This window comes from Clostridium sp. K04 (assembly GCF_019734375.1).
In the GTDB taxonomy this organism is placed as follows: Bacteria; Bacillota; Clostridia; order Clostridiales; family Clostridiaceae; genus Clostridium; species Clostridium saudiense.
The window spans coordinates 31,644-51,454 of the sequence record NZ_JAASHD010000018.1; the positions used below are offsets into that span (position 1 = coordinate 31,644).

Here is a 19,811-nt window from a genome sequence, read left to right on the forward strand (position 1 = left end):
TTTTCCTCCTAGCTCATTTTGGATAATATTTCTTTTGGTTTTAATCTAATTATTGATGCTGATGATGCCATTACTGAAAGTATGATAATAACTGTTCCTATAACATATACATAAATTAATTCTTCAACCTCTACTTTTACATCTATTTCATCTACTGTACGAGTTGCTAAAGAACTATTAACATCATTTCCTAATGAAAATCCTCCAAATCCACTTTGAACGTCTTGAACCGCTTGCTTACCTGCTTGTGCAACTATTGTATTTCCTATATTTTGTGAAATTACCTTACTTGAGAAATATGATCCTCCAAAAGCTAATATACTTATAAGTAATAATTCAATTATATATTGAGAAATAATATTAAACTTTGAAACTCCTATTGAAAGTAATATACCGGTTTCATGAACTCTTCCTTGAATCCAAAATGCTAACACTAATGAAAGTATTATTACTCCAGCTATTATTGCTCCAATTAAAACCATATTTATAATCTTATCTAAAGAATCAAAAGACTTAGATAAAGCTAAAAATGTATCTTCACTTTTTACTATTGTATACTTATTCCAATCAGTAGGAATATCTTTAAATTTTGATGTTACTTTATCTACATCAGTATCTGTATTGAAAGTAGCATTTGTATATTTTACATTTCCATCTGAATATCCATATAAAGTTTTAATAGTATCTACATCAGTAATTAAAAGATTTTCTGGCATTTCTAATTTATGTCCAGCTCTTTCAGTATTTTCACTTTCAAAAATACCTACAATTTCAAGGTCATAATCACTTTTAGATAAAGTTGATGCATTAAAATCTCCAGCACTCTTTGTTGCTTTTATAGTATCTCCAACTTTTAAATTATTTGCTTCTGCTAAATCCTTATGAATTAATACCTTGTTTTTATCAGTAGCAACAATATGTCTACCATCAATCAGCTTTAATGATTTACTTATAAACTTAGTATCATATTCTGAACTTTTATGTGCTTCTACAGAAAAAAGTTTTTCATATTTATAATCATCATTATATTGAACTACATTTTTTTCAGGTTTTATATAATTTACATTTTCTAAATCTAAACCAGCTCCTTGAATTGCTGCATCATAATTCTTAACACCTTCTACCTTTGAAACCTTATCAATTAAATTTTCTGGAATTGTTCCTTCAAAATTACCCGCAAAATTAGCTTGTAATTCAAAAGTATTTGCCATATCCTTATTTGAATCTTGTCTTGCTATATTTGCTGCCTTTTTAATTGAAATTCCACTTAAAACTGCCGTTGCTATTCCAAATAATATAAATAACATAATAATACTTTTTATTTTTTTTCTTGTTATATATAATATTGATCTCTTAAATACATTCATATTTATGTCCTCCTTGTTTATTAACTTGAGTACATTCTATCAACCTAATATGAAATATTTATGAAATTTAAAAATTAAGTTTATAAAATTCATTAAGAATCGTATTAATTAAATTATTTTTTATAAAAAAATAAGGATATTATTAATCTAATACCCGTTATTTTTCAACTATTTTATTTTTTATTAAACATGAACAAATTTCAAATATTTAATTAAAATCAACTTCAAAACTCATTCCAGTTAATATTGATTTAAAAGAATAATCTAAATTATACATTTTTAAAATTTGTTGAACTATGTATAATCCTAACCCATTCCCCCCACTACTCTTATTTCTATCAAAATCAACTCTATAAAATGCCTCAAAAATATGTGCTAAATGTTCTTCTGAAATTGGCTTACAATCATTTTCTATAATAAGTTTTTTATCTTTTATATATATTCTTATTTCCTTTCCCTCATCAGTATAATTTACTGCATTAGAAATAATATTAGAGATTGCTTTAGTAAATAATTTTTCATCTACTTTAATATTAAAAGACTCTTTTAAATTCATTTTAATATTAATTTTCTTTGACTTAGCTATTAATTTATATGGTTCTATGTTCTTTTGAACTAAACTACCTAAATCTAATACACTTTCATTTTTATTATTTATTATATTAAGTTTTGAAGTATCTAAAATTTCCTGAACCATTTTACTTAATTCACTAACTATATCCTTACATTTTTCTAAATATATATAATGATTTTTATATTTTCCTATATCATATAGCATATTTTCAATCATTATATACATACTCATTAGTGGTGTCTTAAGCTCATGTGATGCGCTTCTTAAAAAATCCACCTTAATTTTTTCAGATTCACTTACATTTTTTATTTCCTCTTCCAATGATACAATTGTATTTAATAAATTTTCATATAAACTATTTACATTAGCTGCTAATATTCCTATTTCATCTTCAGTTTTTACCTCACAAAAGGCTTCTTTATTTAAATTCTCCATTTTTTTTGTAACATCACAAATTTCTTTTATTGGAGTTGTAATTTTTCTTGCATATATATATGATGCAATAAGTGCTATAAGCAAGCTTATAAAAATAGAATATGGAAGTATTTTTAATATAATATCTCTTGTTTCTGTGAATGATTCTAAATCCATTACTATTTTAGCACTTCCATTTACATCATTACTTTTTTTAAAGTCCCTACTTTTTATTATTGATAAATTATTTATATTAATATATTGACCGAATATTTCTCCATTTTCATCATCAAAACTTTCTATAATATTTTCACCACTTAAATTAGGAATTATTAAAGAGTTTTCTGTAATTTCCTCTTCATTAACATATATATCTACTTTGTGCAAACCTTGAAATACCCTTTTTTCATCTCCTATAGTAAGTAAAACTTGAATATTATATTTTTCAGCAAAATTCTTTGCTATCTTAAATGATTCCTTATTATCAGATTTATTTACTTGTTCAATTAAATCTTCAATAATTTTATCAGCTTCCTTTTGTTTATTATTCACATATACCTTGGGTAATGCTAAATAAATTAAAACATTTGAAATTAAAATTATTACACTTATTATCCCCATGGTAAATATATATGTTTTTGAAAATAGCTTTAACTTATTCATCATTTCTCCTCAAATTTATATCCAATTCCCTTAACTGTTACTATACAATCTAATAACAACTTTTTTCTTATATTTTTAATATATACATCAATAACCCTATCATTTGGTGCTTCTTCAATCCTCCATAAATTATCTAAGATTTGTGCTCTTGTTAAAACCTTTCCCTCATACTTTAATAATAACTCTATTAATTTTATTTCCTTAGGTTTTAAATCAATATTTTCGCCATTCTTTCTTGCTGAATATCCTTCAAAATCAATTTCTATATCTCCATAACACCACTTTTTATTTTCACTAACTTTTACTCCTCTTCTAAGAAGTGCTTCTATTCTTTTATGTAAAACTATTATTGAAAATGGCTTTGTAATATAATCATCTGCCTCTTCATCAAAACTCATAATTTGGGTATAATCATCACTCATTGCTGTTAACATAATTACTGGAACATTGCTTTCTTGTCTAATTTTATTTAAAACAACAAATCCGTTAGCCTTTGGAAGCATTATATCTAAAATTACTAAATCAATTTTATTATTCTTAAATAATTCTATTGCTTGCATTCCATCTTCTGCACTTATAACGCTATATCCAACCTCTGCTAGATATTCACTTACGCCTTCCCTTATTTCTTTTTCATCTTCAACAATTAATATATTAATTTTCATTTATATTTTCCTCCATTTTATATAATATATATCAAAATGAATTTATTTTATAAATACATAATAACATAAAGTTTCAATTATATTATAAATATAAAAGTGCTAATTTCATAAATTAACACTCTTAACATTAAATTAATAATATTATTTATATACCAATTCCACATATAATTTATCACTAAAGTTCTATATATAAAGGCTTACTTAAATGATAATATTCTCAACCCTCTCCTTCTCAAATTCCCTTATTTATTAACCTAATTTCAGTAAAAACCTCACTTACTTATGGTACGGTTCATTATTCATAATTCTAATTATTTAAATTAGTGATATATTATTCATTAGCAACCAATACAAATTTAACTGCTATAACTAAATTTTTTTTCAAATACGCAATAAATATAGCATCCTTTCATCCCTCTAGTAATGAGAACTCGATAAGTATTCTTAATAAGCTCATCAGCTTTTTCTAATATATCTTGTCTATCTTCCCTATATAATTTCTTTATTTCGCTAAGACTTTTATCATTCAATCATTATCAAGAATAACAACTTGTTTATTTTTGTAAAAGCATCTATTATTAGTAATATAATTTTAATTTATATATCTAAAGAAAAAATACGTTAAATCTGCAACTACAATAAATGGGGGTTTTTTTATGCAAAATATGAAATATTATTATGATTTTTCAGGTCAAAAATTCGGTTATCCTTTAAGTCTAAGCATTAACAGCTTTAGCAGACAAGTATTTTATCGTCATAGTAGTCTAGAAATAACCTACGTTTTAAAGGGAGAATATGAGGTTATTACAGAAAACTTCTCTCATATAATTAAAGAGCATGAACTATTAATCATTGCTCCAAATGATATTCATATAATTCGTCAAAATTCTAGAGAAGAAAATGTGATTTTAACCATACATATTGATTTTTCTCTCTTTCCATCAGCAATGATAGGAGAAATAAAGCATTCCTACGAATCAATTGTTTGCACTGACAATAATAATTTGAAATTATTGAAAAAATTAAAGCTTCAAATAGGTAAATTAGTTGGAGTTCTATTACGTGGTAATAATAATTTATTTGAGTTAAATACAATAATGATGGAAATTGTTTATATAACTTCTAATCACATGCAGTATCCTATTGAACGTTTACCTCTTCAATCTATTCATAGAGAAAACTATATTAAAGCTATTCAGTACATAGATAGCCATTATCAAGAGGATCTACGTTTAACAGATGTAGCAGATACACTTATGTTTAGCGTTTCTTACACTTCCAAACTCTTTAAGAAGTATACAGGTATTCCATTTGTAAAATATGTTGCTCTAGTAAGAATTCGTGAATCCATAGAATCTTTATTAGAGGGGAAAAAATCCATTGAGCAGATTGCTGCTGATTGTGGCATGCCAAATTCTAAAGCCTATACCACAACCTTCAAAGAACTTTATGGAATTGTTCCTAGCCACTATCGCAAAAAGTTTGTCAATAACATGAAATTTAATGAAGATAAAAGAGAACAAATAATGTCTCTAGATTATAATCAAAAGCAGCTCCTTCAACACCTGTTAGAAGAATCAGAAAACATCCTTTATGAAAATGATAGCATAAAAATCAAAGTGAAAGAAGGGCATACTCTTTGCTCCATTCAAACATCTAAAGATGTAAAAAGCACTATAACTCACTGTAATGATGAAATTATTATAGATATTGCTAAAGTTTAAAATGGAGGAACTTAAAATCTACCTTGTAACTTTCTATTATAAGTCATTTTTCGCTTTAATATTATCTCATTTCGCTTTTAATCTTCAAATATGAGGACATATTTTAACCTTTAACATCAAGCTAGGACAAGGATACTAATTGAATAATATGGTAACATCAAAGAAAAAGGAGATGAGGATATGAAAAAATATAGTCATTTATTTTCACCTATCAAAATTGGTGAAACCACAGTTAAAAACCGTATTTTTATGCCACCAATATCTACAAACCTAGCAGATAAAGGTTATGTAACAGATACTTTAGTTGAGCATTACGCTGCAAGAGCAAAGGGTGGTGTTGGTCTTATTGTTACTGAAGTAACTACTATTGAACCTGTTTACACATATTTACCTGGAGATATGTCCATAAGTGATGATTCTTATATTCCTGGTTGGAAAAAGTTGACGGAGGCTGTCCATAAGTATGGAGCAAAAATCCTTCCCCAATTATTCCATCCTGCTTACATGGCCTTCCCTATTCCGGGAACACCTCGTTTAATCGCACCATCAAATGTTGGGCCTACCTATGCGAAGGAAGCCCCAAGACCAGTAACCATACCAGAATTAAAGATTATTATCAAGCAGTTTGGTGAAGCAGCCTTAAGAATTAAAACCGCTGGAGGAGATGGTGTTGAAATTCATGCTGCTCATGCCCACGGTCTACTAGGAGGTTTTTTATCTCCTCTATATAATAAAAGAACTGATGAATATGGTGGTGATATCAATGGCCGTTTGAAATTAACACTAGAAGTTATTGAAGAAGTTCGTAAAACGTGCGGAAAAGATTTCATCATTGATGTAAGAATTTCTGGTGATGAATACTGTGATGGAGGCTTAAATCTTAACGATGGAATATACATTGCTAAGCAATTAGAGAAAGCTGGTGCTGATATGATTCACGTATCTGGAGGAACTACTATCATGCGTGGTAGCTCAATCCCTGCACCTGGTACAAAGCAAGGTTCTCACGCTAAGTTATCAGAAGAAATCAAAAAACATACGTCAATCCCAATAGCTACTGTTGGACGAATTACAGAGCCTTGGATTGCTGATGAATTAATCGCCAATGGTAAAGCAGATATCTGCATGATTGGAAGAGCTAATTTATGTGATTCTGAATTTGCTAATAAAGCCGAAAAAGGTATGGATAATGATATACGTCCATGTATTGGATGTCTTCGTTGCCTAAACGGTATTATGTTTGGAAAGCGTGTAGCTTGCACAATCAATCCCTCTCTTGAAATTGAAAATGAGGATACTCTTAAGTTATCTAACACAAAGAAAAAAATTCTTGTTATTGGTGGCGGACCTGCTGGTATGGAAGCAGCCTATGTTGCAAAGAAAAGAGGTCATCATGTAGTCCTTTGCGATCAAAATGAAGAACTAGGTGGACTTATGCGTATAGCTTCCGTGCCAATTGCTAAGCAAGATCTTTCAAAGGTTACACAATACATGGTTAGAAAACTCGAAGAAACTGGAGTTGAAATTCGTTTAAACTGTACTGTTAATAAAGAACTATTACAAAATGAATTTGCTGATTATGAAGTGATTATAAGCAATGGTGCCTCCCCTATTGTTATCCAACCATTTACATCCTTTAAACATTGGGCAACTGCTGATGATATTCTAGGTGGAAAAGCCTTCCCTGGCCGTAAAATCGTTATTATTGGAGGTGGTTCTGTAGGTTGTGAAACTGCAGATTATCTTGCACCCCTAGTTTATGACCGTCTTCCTAGAGACAGAAAAGTCACTGTAATTGAAATGGCTCCAGAAATCATGTCAACAGAAACAGGCGCAGGTAGAAGTTTACTTGTACAACGTATGATGAAAAAAGGCATAGAGCTAATCTGTAGCGCCAAGGTTGAAAAGGTAGAGGAAGATAAAATCTACTATAGCAAAGACGGTGAAATCCACTGCATTGCTGATGCCGACACCCTTATCTTCGCCGTAGGTTACCGCACAGACACCACACTGGCTGATACTTTAAAGGAACTTCAAATGCCTTATCACACTATAGGAGACGCAAACAATGTTGGAACAATAAAGGATGCTATTCATGCAGGATATGCTATTGCTAAAGAATTGTAATATAAAGAGTATATGACTTTTACTGAGTCATATACTCTTTTGGGACAGTAGATTGATTTGTGTAAAAAATAAATCTAACTACTGTACCTCTAGCTTCATTAAAATCTAAATATATAAAATATATTTATAAATATCATTTATTTGTGGTACGGTTCTCCGTATCAGTATTAAGTGAGGTTTTTACTTATAATTACATCTCTTCTATATCTACTATATAACTTATACCTATACTAACTTGCTTTTCATTATCTAATGATAGATATAGCATATCATCCTCTTCCTCGTACTTAGCTAACTCTAAAAACAATACTCTACCTTCTACTATATTACCCTCATCATCTGTAACTCTTATCTTAGAACCTAAATCAATGTACATATCCATACCACTCATATTATTCTCTTTTGTAACCTTTATACATGGCATAATATTTGTAACTACCATTTTATTCACACTCCTTAACTGTACATATTTTATTTAAATCTATTTATATTCTCTATTACTCTACCATGATAAGCTGAGTCTTCTTCCTCTGCATCAAATACAACTGTTCTATCTATTCCAAATTCATCTAACCAGCTATAATCATACGAATCAGTCCACGAAACTATAAATACTTTATGAACTGTATTTCTTATTAGGTCATCCAATATTTCTTTACGTTGTTCATCTTTCTTTCTACATATTGAATCTACTGGATACAATATAGATACATTATATCTTTCATTTCTCCATGACTTTTTATTTATTGTGTCTATATACATTCTCAAGTTTCCTACTTTAATTCTTGTGTTCAATTTTGCTGATTTAAGACTATGTTGAAAAATACTATCAATATTATCTTTTCCATTAATCCTAAATAAAACTTTAACACCATCTTGTACATTTTGATTTAATGTTCTCAACACTTCCATATGCTTTTCAAATTGATGTGTTCCAGTTATAAGCATTATTTTTTCATCATCTGATTGTATAAATTCTATAATCTCTTTTTTTAAATTTTCTCTATTATTCATAATATCTCCCTTCTAGTCCCTGACTATCTTATCTGGCAAAAAATATTCAGTAGCTCCCTCTTCATCCTCTGTCCATTTACTACTAATATTATTTTTCTTACACATTAAATACGCATCTGTTCCCAGTATCTCCTTAGTCTTTTCTAAGTTTTTCTCTCTTACTTTTTTCCCAACCTTATCATTATCAAACCAACCACAAAAATATATTTTTTCTGCTTCTTCCACATTTCTTTTATATATTGCATAATCGCTAGGTTTCCATTTGTTATTAGTATCTATCTTCTTGGGTATATTCTTATTTAATTCATTGAAGAAATATATTGTCTTAAATGGACTATCTGGATTATATTTTAATCCTAATATTTCTAATAATCTTAAATATTTATCTCCAATATTTATATCAATTATATAGCCTTTCTTTACATTTAGTTCAAAATAAAAATTATTAGCTCTACCCCCTATACATAATTTATATGGAACTTCATCAGTAAAGAAAAATATATCAAAAACTACATTATTATAAGTAAATATAAATTTACTTTTTTTAACTCCATTAATTTTCATAGAGTTATGAAACTCCTTAATCCCATTTAATTTCATTAAAATTCTCCCCTTAATATAACTTTTTAATTTTCTTATAACACTATAAATCTAACATATATTCTAAGTTAAATATTCCCAGTATAATATCTCTTAGTATAAAATGATAAAGCGAACTTCTACTAATACTTATTTCTTTATATTATCTACAGTAATTTCCTCTGTTACACTAACTTCTTTAAATGCTTGTTTATATTCGTCTAATTGCCAAATTTCCTTTGGTTCTGGTATCTCTTCTTTAACATATTTAGATAGTAATCTATAATAATCATCAATACTCTTAATGCTTCTACTATGCTTTCTAGAAATAATACTTTCAAGTATATTTACTAACTCCTCATACCTATCTGAATTAATAAACTCAACTTTTCTTAATTCACATATAGCATTATATGGTTTATCACCTCTTTGAAGATATTTAAAATATTGAAATTCAAAATCAGGCATATTAGCAATTATCATATTATCCATTCCATTTTTAATTCTCGATTCATTAAAAATCTTTTCATTTATTGTCCACATAGCATTTTTCACTTTTTTCTCTTTTCTCATAGAATATGGAGCATCAATATCATGAATTGCAGTGTAACTTAAGCCAAAGTGATTTAATATCTTCATGAACATTGGAATATTAGCCTTACCACGACAATTTACTATTTGTATTCCTGTATACTTAGAGTTTATACTCTTTATATAATTTAATACTGTCTGCTCTGTGTCACCTTCAACTAATATAATATTATTTGCGAAGAAAAATTCATTAATACTAGGATTACACATTCTAATCATTTGCAACCTTTGTCTTTCATCTTCATCAAAATTTGCTTTTTCAGTAGAAAAAATTCTTGTTTTAGAATCAATATCCTTGTCTACTCTTATAATTGTAGTATGTGGTTTTGAAACATCTATAAATATTGGTGAATGTGTTGTAATCATCACTTGCCAATTTTGCATTTCTGCTATTTTATATAGAGCCTCTCTAGCTGCTCTAATTGCTGGTGGATGTAAAAATGATTCTGGTTCCTCAATTAACAACATCCTAGGTTTATCATTATTTATTTTAGTTTTACCTTTTTTATAATTTCCCGCCTCTGATAAAGCCTCTATTGCAGACCATAAAAATGTCCTTTGTAATCCAGCACCTTGACTAGATAGTGGATAGTCATTTCCCTCTAAATCCTTTATCCTTATATGGCTTCCTGATGCAATTATTTTTTCAGGCTCAAACTTACCTGCTTGAGGCTTTATTAATATTTTACAATCTGGAAATATATTTTTCATATTTTCTTCAAGTTTATCTGTTGTTATATCTAATGTATCTTCAATTTCTTTTTTTACTTCTTCAGCAATTTTATTAAGATTATCTATCAAATCTTTAATTCTTCCATCATCACATCTTGATTTCTCTTTTATTGCTTCGGATAATATTTCTATTATTTGTTTTTGTAGCTCTTCTGGACTATCTAATGGATTTATCTTTATCGGTACAGGTATACAACTAGCTATCTTCGTATCCCATCCTCCCATACCTCCTTTTTTCCATTGTTCCTCTTCATTATTCCAAGAATACTTAACGCCCTTAGTATTCTCTTTTTCCCATACATATTTATATTTTATACATTCATTATAATCAGGATGATTAAATATCCATTTTTCTCCTATTTGTATTTTATCCTCATCTGTTATATCTGAAAAAATTCCTGATATCTCTATTGGAGAATCCGTGCTATTTTTATGGAATTTATTTTTATCTAAAGCTACTCCTGATCCAGCAAAAGATTCATAAGCATTTAATACTGTGGTCTTTCCAACATTATTAGGTCCAATTAGTACAATTATATCATCTATTACCACTCTTAATTCATTTTCTCCAATACAACCATAATTTTTAATTATTAATTCTCTTAACTTCAATTGAATCTCTCCCCTTTAATATTTAACATCAAAATTATACCATATTTTTATATATTATCTATATTTACACATTAACTTACATTTTTTTAAATCTATACTATAATATCTAAATTCAATACACTCATCCCAACATTTCTTAACATAAAAGAAGAAGGAGCATCCTTTATAGATACTCCTTCTTCTTTACTTATATAATCTACTAACTTATCATTTATAGTTAAGTTTATTGAATCAACCTCTCTTAATTCATTTATTGTTATCTTAGAAATTATCATATGTAATAACTTCTTCTTCTGCTCTCTTGACTCTTTATTATTTAACAACTTACTGAAATTGTCTAGTATACTTTTAATAAACTCATAAGATATTTCTTCACTTACATCATCAGCTAATGTAACTAATAGAGGTTCTTTTGACTCTTGTAATATTTTAGCTCTTTGATTTAGCTCATCTTTTCTAGTTAGAAATTCTTCTCTTGTTATTATGTCATCTTCGTATGCTTCAAAAATCTTTCTCTTTTTCTTATCTATGTTTTCTAGTTCCTTATCTATTCTTTCTAACTCACTCTTACTTGGATCTACTCTCTTTATTCTTTCCTTATTTATGTTTCTTACTATTGATTTAATCATTTCATCATTAGATAAAACACTTGAAAGTTTATTAAACACATACTCATTAGCTTTCTCTACTCTTATGGTATTTGAATTGCATATACCTGTACCTTGATTTTTCCATGCTCCACAACAATAATAAGCTATTCTTTTCTTAGTTCCATCAGCTAGTACATTAGTAGTTCTTGAAATAACCATACCAGCTCCACACTTAGGACATTTTAATATTCCCGTTAATGGGTAAAATCCATCATAGACTCTTGAAGGTTTACCAGATTTAGATTGTAACATCACTTGAACTTTATCCCATGTATCATTATCAATTATAGCTTTATGAATTCCATCTGCCACTATTGGCTCTGGATTGATGTTTCTTCTACGTTTTTCACTCCAATTCTGTCTAACATTGTACCTAACCTTTCCTATGTATACTGGATTCATTAAGATATCTCTAATTGAACCTTGTGAAAAATTGTTACCTTTCTTAGTCTTACATCCTAGTTTATTTAATTTATTAGTAATTGCCTTATACCCTTTACCACTAGCATACTCATTAAATATTATCCTTACTATTTCTGCTTCTTCCTTATTTATTTCTAGTCTTGATTTTCTCCTTTTATTGTTTTCTGTACCTTCCATTGGTACTAAATCATAGCCTAGCACACGGTTACCACACCATTCGCCTGCTCTAGCCTTAGCACACATGGAAACCTTTACGTTCTGAGAGATTGTCCCACGCTCAAACTCCCCAATCATTGCCATCATCTGCATTTGCATTCTTCCCACATGTGTAGTAGTTTCAAATGGCTCTGAATAAGACTTAAATGTAACATTATTTTTCTCTAGTAAATCCATTATTTTAAGAACATCTGCAAGCTTACGACTGATACGGTTTAGCTTCCAACTCACTACCATATCTACTTTTCTATCTTCTACATCTTTCAATAATGCTTTTAAAGCTGGTCTGTTCTTAATATTTTTACCACTTATTCCTCTATCCGAATAACAGTTAAAAACTTCTAATCCATTCTTATTACACCAATCAATTAGCAATCTTTCTTGCTCATCTATACTGTACCCAGTTTCTGCCTGTTCTGTCGTACTTACACGACAATATATTGCTATTCTAGGGACTCTATTAATTCTCTTTATTAATTCTTGTATTGAGATATCAATTGATACATAATTATTAATCATCTTACAGCTCTCCCTCACTATTAAATTATCAAATTTATAATATATATCTATCTATTAATTTAGATATTTTCTAGAACTAAATATTACTATATATTTCTCCAATTAATATTAAGAGTAAACTTTAAAGTTAGTCTCTTAATATTAATTGAATGTATTACTTTTATTTTAATCTTCCATAAAAGACATATAGAAATCAAACTCTAGCTTAAAACTTTCACTAATAAATCTATCTAGCTTTTCACATAAGAAACTTACATAGTGTTCTATATATTCATATATAGATACTAAAGAACTAAAGAATATTGTTTCTCCAGTAAATATATTAAATTTTACTTCGTTGCTATTTATAGTAAAATTACTTACTTCAAAATGTAAGTCATTTTCTAGCTTATCAATATCTATATCATTAGATATTTCATTAACTGGAATAGTTAAAGTTATAGTATCACAGCCCAATTGATTTCCCTTTTCCCACAATCCTCTATTTTCTACATCTAAATTCATATTAATTGATACATTTTCTTTCATTATTTTATTTATATTTATCATTTTTATCTCTCCTCCAGTTATAACTCTCTAAATATAGGTACTCTAGATGTTAACTAAAGTACCTATATAACCTCTAAAAGTTCATTAAGTCCTCTTCACTTGTAATTTCCTGCTGTGGAATAACTTCATTTGCTTTACTTCTTATATACTCCATGCTCATTTCTTTATTTTTCTCCATTTCTGAATACTTCTTTTCCTTTAACTTATTATCATAAGCTATGATAATCTCTCCTTCCTCAACATTATAGATATTAGTAACATTGATATATTCACCAGAATCCTTAACTTCATTTTCTAATTCTATTACTACTTCCTTACCTATTATTTCATTTTCATCAAATGCATCACATTCATTGAATATATTAAAGCCTTCTGCTTTAATAGCCTTAATTAATTTATAAAATAAATATGTATTCCATGGTGCTATAAGCATATATTGTTTTACTTCTGTTCCATCCTCAAGCTCAAATGTTATGTATCCTTGTTTAAATACATTTCTTTTTATAGCCTTTCTACCATTTGATTGATAGCCTACTATTCTGCATTTCTTACATCCTACTTCTATTTCTGTAATTCTTCCATCTCTCTTTATAGTTGCCATGTTTATCTCTCCCTCTAATCTTATTGATTTTCAACTTTATTTATTGATGATATTCTTTCATCCAACTTATAAACCATTCACTGTTCATTATCTCTTCTTGCTCTTTTAGTGTTACATCTTCTTCTCTTATACTTGCTGAATATTCTAATGCTAATCTCTCTAACTGACTATTAATGCTCACTATGTATTCCCCCTAAAATTATTTTAGTTTCACTAAGCATTGAACTTATTCGGATCAATGCTTAGTAGATTATTTAGTCTTCTTCTAACTCCTCTAGCTTTGAAGCTAGTATGTACAATCTTATCGTTTCTGTTATTGCATCAATTATGTCTTCTGTTGTTAATTCATTCATACTTATACCTCTTATTTAAACTATAGTTACTATTGCTACTACATGATTTTCATATCTAACGTACTTAACTTCTGAAAATGTAATTGAAGTTCTCGTACTAAAATCTAAGTCATATTTATCTACTATCTCTTTAACTACTCCTGCTGAATAGATAACTCCTTTTGTTTTTGAGTAATTAACCTTTAAATAATTCTCATTGTTAGGTAATTGTTCTCCTATAGCAATTTTTTCATCTGCGAATGAAATTACTACTCTTTTAGGATTACTTAGCTTATCCATCATCTCCTTTGCAAACATTAGCCTATTTCCTGTTTCAGATTTTACTATTGATAGTATTCCAGAATCAGTTGTTCTCCAAGTACTTTGCTTTGCTTCTGATGCTTGGAATTCCTCTAATCCATTGTATTCTAATTCTACTTTCGGTTCTCTTGGCTTCCATATCTCTTCCTTTTTTACCGCCTTTTCTGTTCTCTCTTTCCCATCCACATCATTCTCCTGATTTTCTCTTGTCATTGCTTTTCCCATTACTGATGGTGATTGTCTTCTTTTTACTACTGCCATTGTTTTTATCTCCTTTTCTTCACCTTATTTTTTCTTCCTCATTACCTTACTTGTCTTACTGGACTTTATTGTGTATCTTTCTAGGATTCATTTTATGTATCTTTTCCATTGATTTATCTTAGTTGGACGTATGGACGCATATTTATCACCTCCTTTCTCTATCTAATTTCTTTTATTTAGAAAATCTCTTTTAGGAGATTTTCTAAATTTACTTAGTCCTTACGCCCTATTTATTGATTTATCTTTCTTGAATCCATTCCAACTTAATCCTAACTTAACCACCTAACTGTCCTGCTATCCTAGAGTCAGCTAAAGAAATTCTAAAATCTCCAATTATTCTTACCCCTGTATGGTATCTAAAAGCATTTGACTTTCCACTTCTACAGTCATAGCCTAATGATTTAGCGTACTCCTCAAACTTCTTCCAGAACTTTTGAACACTTATTTTAGCTTGTCCTTCCATTCCATTTGCTCTAGCCCATTCCCTGTAAGTGTTATAAATAATTTTATTATTCTCCTTATGAGTACTTTCACATTTAATAACACATTGCTCAAAGAATAATATCATTGGATTCAATTCTTTCTCATACTGTTTAAGTAGATCATTAGAACTTTTACACTCTGAGAATTTATAGTTATTTTCTTTAAGTCTTTTCAGTCCTTCTAATGCCCATAGGAATATAGCATCTAATTCACTTCTAAGCTTGTCCTTTAAATGCATATCTCTATCTTCTTCCTTTACTGTATTAGTAAAATGAAGCATACATAACCTTCTCATAAGTGCATATCCCCCATCATTTGTGTGAGGTAGATTATTAGTTGTAAACACTAATTTAACTGTAGGTTTAAAGTTAAATACAGGTTGATGCTTTTGTTCAGCATTTATATTATCTTCACCTACGATAGCCTTTAAATATTGGGTATTAAAACTCCTACCATTGAATTCGTTTTCATTGCTGATATTAGCTAGCTTCCCATATATACATACTCTTGAAAATGGTCTATGCAACTCATTCATTGCTATACTAGATATATTATCTTCACCTATTAACTCGCTAATGATGTCAATGAAGACCCCTTTTCCATTTTTGCCCAGGCCATATAGTATTAGTGCTTTTTGTGCTCTTGTTTCTGCTGTAAGTAAATATCCAGCCCATTCCTGTGCTAGATTTATTGCTTCCTCATCACCTGAAAAGCATTGACCTAAAAACTTCTTGAAATTAGGACAATCCACATCTCTTTTTAGAGTTATCGGTAATTGAATACTACTATAGAATTCAGGACTATGTTCAACTAATGTGAATGTCTCTAAATCAAACATTCCATTTAAAAGATTTAAATATCTCTTTTTATCATTTAAGTCTCCACCGTAATAAACTATTCTCTTAAGAGCTTGTATATATTCATTTTCACTTTTCAAAGACCAGATATCATCAAAGTATGTATGTAACTTATTTCTTAACTTTTGGAATAAGTACATATCATCCAGTTTCTTCCACACTCCATCTTTATATACATAGAAATAATCTTTATTGTTGATTATCTTTAAGTTATCTGCTATGTATGAAGCAAACTTATTTGGACTAAAGGCTTTTACTTTTTCTGATTTAGGAGATATCTCTATCCCCATGTTTTCAATTTCTTTTAATTGTTCTTTTGAAAACATTTCTTCCCTCCTTACTTGTTAATCAAGTAAGGTAATGAACTTCTTATGTTGTTTACAGCTTTATTATATTTGATTATTTAAATCTCATCATTCTGTAATCCCGTCCTTATTAAGACTTTCTAGTAAAATATCTATACTTTAAAATAACATTAACTACTAATTTTCTTTTATTTCCTCTTGTTTTCTAACTATTACATTCATTTTCATTAAATATAGTATTTTTTTATTACAATTATTTCCGGTATACAATTAAAGGATATTAGGAGAAGTTTTGCTCCTAATATCCTTTTTTCATATTTACTATTCCTTCTATCTCTTTAATATAGTTTCTTCCTGATAATATTTTTATATCGTTAAATTCATATTCTAAGATTTCTTTAATTCTGTTTATATATTTATATTTACTATTATTTGTATTTTTAATATAAAGTAGCTTCACATTCCTTTTATCTTTAGCCTTAATTAATTCATCTAATTTATTCTTACCAAGTTGGTCTTCTTTAACTATTACTATAACCCTCTTATTATTGCTTATTTTATTTATGAATTTCTCAAATATATTATCCTCAAAATTTCTTCCCGAATAACTTTCTACTAAAATATTTTCCTTTTTATTTATACCTATTATTACATATAGTTCTATTTTTTTATCCAACTTATCTTTACTTGTAATAACAGTATATTTTCTTTCATTAATACACTCTATTTCTTTTTTTAATCTTTCTTCAAGTTTTTGTTTTACTTTTTCATCTTCCACGCAAATATACTCACTAAAAACTTTTACAACAATATCGCTATTTTCTATTATCTCTTCTGCTTTTGTATGTATAGTACTCTTTAAAAGATTTTCTGCTTTTATTTCATCCTTTAAATACTCTTTATTTTTTAAGTATTCTAAAAAAATATAACATACCTTCCTAATATCCTTTACTTTAGTTCTAATTATAACCTCTTCCTCATACGATATATTTGCAGTTTTTACACTAAAGAAGTCTACATATATAATGTCATCATAGCCTGAGCATATACTATCAAACTGTTTTTTATAATCAATCTTTATATTTTCAATAATTCTTTTATACTGTTGATTAGTATAACTTAAGTTAAATTTCTCCTTTATATACTCCTTTAGTATCTTTTCATTCCATTCTAAAAACTTAAAATTTTCAATAAATGGTGATTTACTTAATGCATCTTCTAACTTATTTCTTTGAAAATCATAAAGCTTATTATTTCCTTTCTTTAAATTTCCATAACTAGCTTTATTACTAAACATCATATTAAATCTATCTCTATACTTGTATAGTGTTCTTCTACTTATATTATATTGTGTACATATTTTTTCCCCAGTTAATTCCGAGAAATAATAATCATTAATCACTTTTAATTCTCTTTTTCTTTCCTCTGTAATTTCATTTCTACTTAATTCATTTTCTATGTATTCTCTTATTGCTTCTAAATTCTTATCTGTCTTTCTTTTCATTAAAATTCTCCATAATTATAGACTGCTTTTTACTTATATTTTAAATAGTAAGTTTAATAACATCTACCTAAAAAATAAAAAAAAGAGGTTTCCCCCTTTTTAATTTTGAACTTCAACTAAATCTTCATTAGAATACAATTTATAATTAGCTAATACAGTATGGTCATCAAACTTTATCCAGTCTTTATCCTTTGCTACAACATCAAAATACTTTTTACCATTATCATCAGTTTTTAAATCTGATGTTATTTCATAAAAATTACGACTGTTTCCATTATCATTATTTAATTTGTCTATTATTTTTTGTGCTACTTCTTTTGAAAAGTTATTCTCTTGATTTTCCTTCTTGCTTTGTTCTTCTTGCTCATTTTTTATTTTCTCTTCTTCATCTTGCTTCTTCTGTTCTTCTTTTCTCTCTTCTTTCACTTGTTCACTATATAATTCCATCGCTTGTACATGTAAGTCGTACATAGTGTTTTTATCTTTTTGCTCTATATGTTGCCATTCTGATGTTTCTTCACTTAACTCCATAGCTTCTTTGTAATTACCTTTATCTATTAAACCTTTTACTTCATCAATTTTTAATTTAAATTTTTCCCTAACTTTCTTTGTAGATAATAATTCTTCTCTTAAATTATCTACATCTTCTTTTAACTTATTATATTTTTTATAACTATTATCAATTTCATCAAGATACTTTAATCCTGCTTCTAAGTTTGCTGTTTGAGCATTTTGATAACTATTAACTATATTCCATAACTTATCTATTTTTTTATTATTACCATCAACTACTGTATACAATAACTCTCTAGCTTTTTCATAATTACCTTCATTAATAGCTATTTCTGCATTCTTTATAACCATTTTTGCTTCATTATTATTTTTACCTATTAATCCAATTATAAATAATACAACAACTACCACTATACCTATTAATATTTTTTTACTCTTCATTATTAACCTTCTCCTCTCCTCCTAATGTATTATTTTTACCCTTAACCTTTGAATAAATAAATATTGCTATACTTCCTAATCCCCCAATAACTACAACTAATTTTATTAGAAACCATAATACCGAAAACAATCCCCCAACTATTCCACTTAAAAAGTTAACAATAAATGCTGCTACTATAACACATCCAAGCCATTCTCCAATTAAAGCTCTCCAACCAAAATACCAGCATTCAAATATTGTATTTATTCCTATAAATATTCCTGTACCTATAAGTAACGTGAATATTAAAGCTATAGTTGACACAATCCCTCCTACATCAAAAATATTCATTAATTTTCATCCCCTCTTGATACTATTTTATTTTTATTTATTATTGCTTGAACCCATCTCTCAGAATAGTCAAGTTCTTTAGCTAATTGCCTTACATTCTTTCCATTATAATTTTCTTTTAAATATCTAATTACATATTCCATTGAATATAACTTTTTAGGAAAATTAAATTGCTGACCCCTAAACACACTATGTATTTCTCTTGTAACTCTTTCTCCCATATGCTCAAAGATGGTCGAATATACTCCATTAAAATGTTCCTTCCTTATATCCATATATTAACTTCACCTCCTATAAAAAATAATAACTACTTTAAAATGATTATTCATGCGAATAAATCATTGAAAAATTCATTAAAAACTTACTAATAATTAATTTAAAATTTAATATAAAAAGAGTTAATGCTTCTTTCATTAGAAACATTAACTCTTTATCAAATTTAT

20 protein-coding genes are annotated in these 19,811 nt (G+C 28.0%); 2 read left to right on the plus strand and 18 right to left on the minus strand.

Annotated features, from left to right (window positions below):
- Positions 1-8 precede the first annotated feature (8 nt).
- The 4 genes from HCG70_RS09065 to HCG70_RS09080 form a co-directional block, all read right to left on the minus strand.
- Positions 9-1,367 carry an FtsX-like permease family protein gene (locus HCG70_RS09065; RefSeq protein WP_042397341.1) on the minus strand — a complete coding sequence of 453 codons (1,359 nt, stop codon included), beginning with the start codon at positions 1,365-1,367 and terminating at the stop codon, positions 9-11.
- A 208-nt stretch (positions 1,368-1,575) separates the two neighbouring features.
- The gene (locus tag HCG70_RS09070) at positions 1,576-3,021 is read right to left on the minus strand and encodes a HAMP domain-containing sensor histidine kinase (RefSeq protein WP_005211996.1); all 1,446 of its coding nucleotides are present in this window, start codon (positions 3,019-3,021) and stop codon (positions 1,576-1,578) included.
- The gene (locus tag HCG70_RS09075; protein WP_042397335.1) at positions 3,018-3,683 is read right to left on the minus strand and encodes a response regulator transcription factor; all 666 of its coding nucleotides are present in this window, start codon (positions 3,681-3,683) and stop codon (positions 3,018-3,020) included. The genes HCG70_RS09070 and HCG70_RS09075 overlap by 4 nt, the downstream gene beginning before the upstream one ends.
- Positions 3,684-4,039: 356 nt before the next feature.
- A complete protein-coding gene (locus tag HCG70_RS09080) occupies positions 4,040-4,213 on the minus strand; it encodes a DNA/RNA helicase domain-containing protein (RefSeq protein ID WP_078061306.1) in 174 nt (57 codons plus the stop codon).
- Positions 4,214-4,339: 126 nt separating this feature from the next.
- Here HCG70_RS09080 and HCG70_RS09085 point away from each other — a divergent pair, with 126 nt between their 5' ends.
- The gene (locus tag HCG70_RS09085; RefSeq protein ID WP_154821277.1) at positions 4,340-5,407 is read left to right on the plus strand and encodes an AraC family transcriptional regulator; all 1,068 of its coding nucleotides are present in this window, start codon (positions 4,340-4,342) and stop codon (positions 5,405-5,407) included.
- A gap of 180 nt (positions 5,408-5,587) precedes the next feature.
- Entirely contained in the window at positions 5,588-7,534 is a 1,947-nt protein-coding gene (locus tag HCG70_RS09090; protein WP_042397328.1) for an NAD(P)/FAD-dependent oxidoreductase, read from the plus strand.
- A gap of 190 nt (positions 7,535-7,724) precedes the next feature.
- Here HCG70_RS09090 and HCG70_RS09095 read toward each other — a convergent pair whose 3' ends face one another.
- From HCG70_RS09095 to HCG70_RS09160, 14 genes are all read right to left on the minus strand, one after another.
- Positions 7,725-7,976: a hypothetical protein gene (locus tag HCG70_RS09095; protein ID WP_055291514.1), complete on the minus strand. Its 252-nt coding sequence runs from the start codon at positions 7,974-7,976 to the stop codon at positions 7,725-7,727.
- A gap of 29 nt (positions 7,977-8,005) precedes the next feature.
- Positions 8,006-8,548 carry a hypothetical protein gene (locus tag HCG70_RS09100; protein ID WP_055291513.1) on the minus strand — a complete coding sequence of 181 codons (543 nt, stop codon included), beginning with the start codon at positions 8,546-8,548 and terminating at the stop codon, positions 8,006-8,008.
- A gap of 12 nt (positions 8,549-8,560) precedes the next feature.
- The gene (locus HCG70_RS09105) at positions 8,561-9,148 is read right to left on the minus strand and encodes a DUF6037 family protein (protein ID WP_055291512.1); all 588 of its coding nucleotides are present in this window, start codon (positions 9,146-9,148) and stop codon (positions 8,561-8,563) included.
- Positions 9,149-9,277: 129 nt separating this feature from the next.
- On the minus strand, positions 9,278-11,062 hold the full coding sequence (locus HCG70_RS09110; protein ID WP_242858788.1) for an ATP-dependent endonuclease: 1,785 nt from the start codon (positions 11,060-11,062) through the stop codon (positions 9,278-9,280).
- Between the two features lie 92 nt (positions 11,063-11,154).
- Positions 11,155-12,870 (minus strand): recombinase family protein, encoded by a 1,716-nt coding sequence (locus tag HCG70_RS09115; protein WP_055291511.1) that lies wholly within the window; start codon positions 12,868-12,870, stop codon positions 11,155-11,157.
- A gap of 165 nt (positions 12,871-13,035) precedes the next feature.
- Positions 13,036-13,419, minus strand: coding sequence for a hypothetical protein (locus HCG70_RS09120; RefSeq protein WP_055291510.1), 384 nt, complete (start codon positions 13,417-13,419; stop codon positions 13,036-13,038).
- A 73-nt stretch (positions 13,420-13,492) separates the two neighbouring features.
- A complete protein-coding gene (locus tag HCG70_RS09125; RefSeq protein WP_055277843.1) occupies positions 13,493-14,020 on the minus strand; it encodes a hypothetical protein in 528 nt (175 codons plus the stop codon).
- Between the two features lie 40 nt (positions 14,021-14,060).
- Positions 14,061-14,201, minus strand: a complete 141-nt coding sequence (locus HCG70_RS09130; protein WP_156327490.1) for a hypothetical protein — start codon at positions 14,199-14,201, stop codon at positions 14,061-14,063.
- Positions 14,202-14,388: 187 nt separating this feature from the next.
- Positions 14,389-14,934, minus strand: coding sequence for a hypothetical protein (locus HCG70_RS09135; RefSeq protein WP_055277844.1), 546 nt, complete (start codon positions 14,932-14,934; stop codon positions 14,389-14,391).
- A 274-nt stretch (positions 14,935-15,208) separates the two neighbouring features.
- Entirely contained in the window at positions 15,209-16,600 is a 1,392-nt protein-coding gene (locus HCG70_RS09140; RefSeq protein ID WP_055277845.1) for a phage/plasmid primase, P4 family, read from the minus strand.
- A gap of 277 nt (positions 16,601-16,877) precedes the next feature.
- Positions 16,878-18,083 (minus strand): hypothetical protein, encoded by a 1,206-nt coding sequence (locus HCG70_RS09145; RefSeq protein ID WP_055277846.1) that lies wholly within the window; start codon positions 18,081-18,083, stop codon positions 16,878-16,880.
- Between the two features lie 99 nt (positions 18,084-18,182).
- The gene (locus tag HCG70_RS09150) at positions 18,183-19,037 is read right to left on the minus strand and encodes a hypothetical protein (protein ID WP_055277847.1); all 855 of its coding nucleotides are present in this window, start codon (positions 19,035-19,037) and stop codon (positions 18,183-18,185) included.
- Complete coding sequence (locus tag HCG70_RS09155; protein ID WP_055277848.1) at positions 19,027-19,368, minus strand: hypothetical protein; 342 nt, start codon at positions 19,366-19,368, stop codon at positions 19,027-19,029. Before HCG70_RS09155 ends, HCG70_RS09150 begins: the two co-directional genes overlap by 11 nt.
- On the minus strand, positions 19,368-19,643 hold the full coding sequence (locus HCG70_RS09160; protein WP_055277849.1) for a Mor transcription activator family protein: 276 nt from the start codon (positions 19,641-19,643) through the stop codon (positions 19,368-19,370). The genes HCG70_RS09155 and HCG70_RS09160 overlap by 1 nt, the downstream gene beginning before the upstream one ends.
- Between the last annotated feature and the right edge of the window lie 168 nt (positions 19,644-19,811).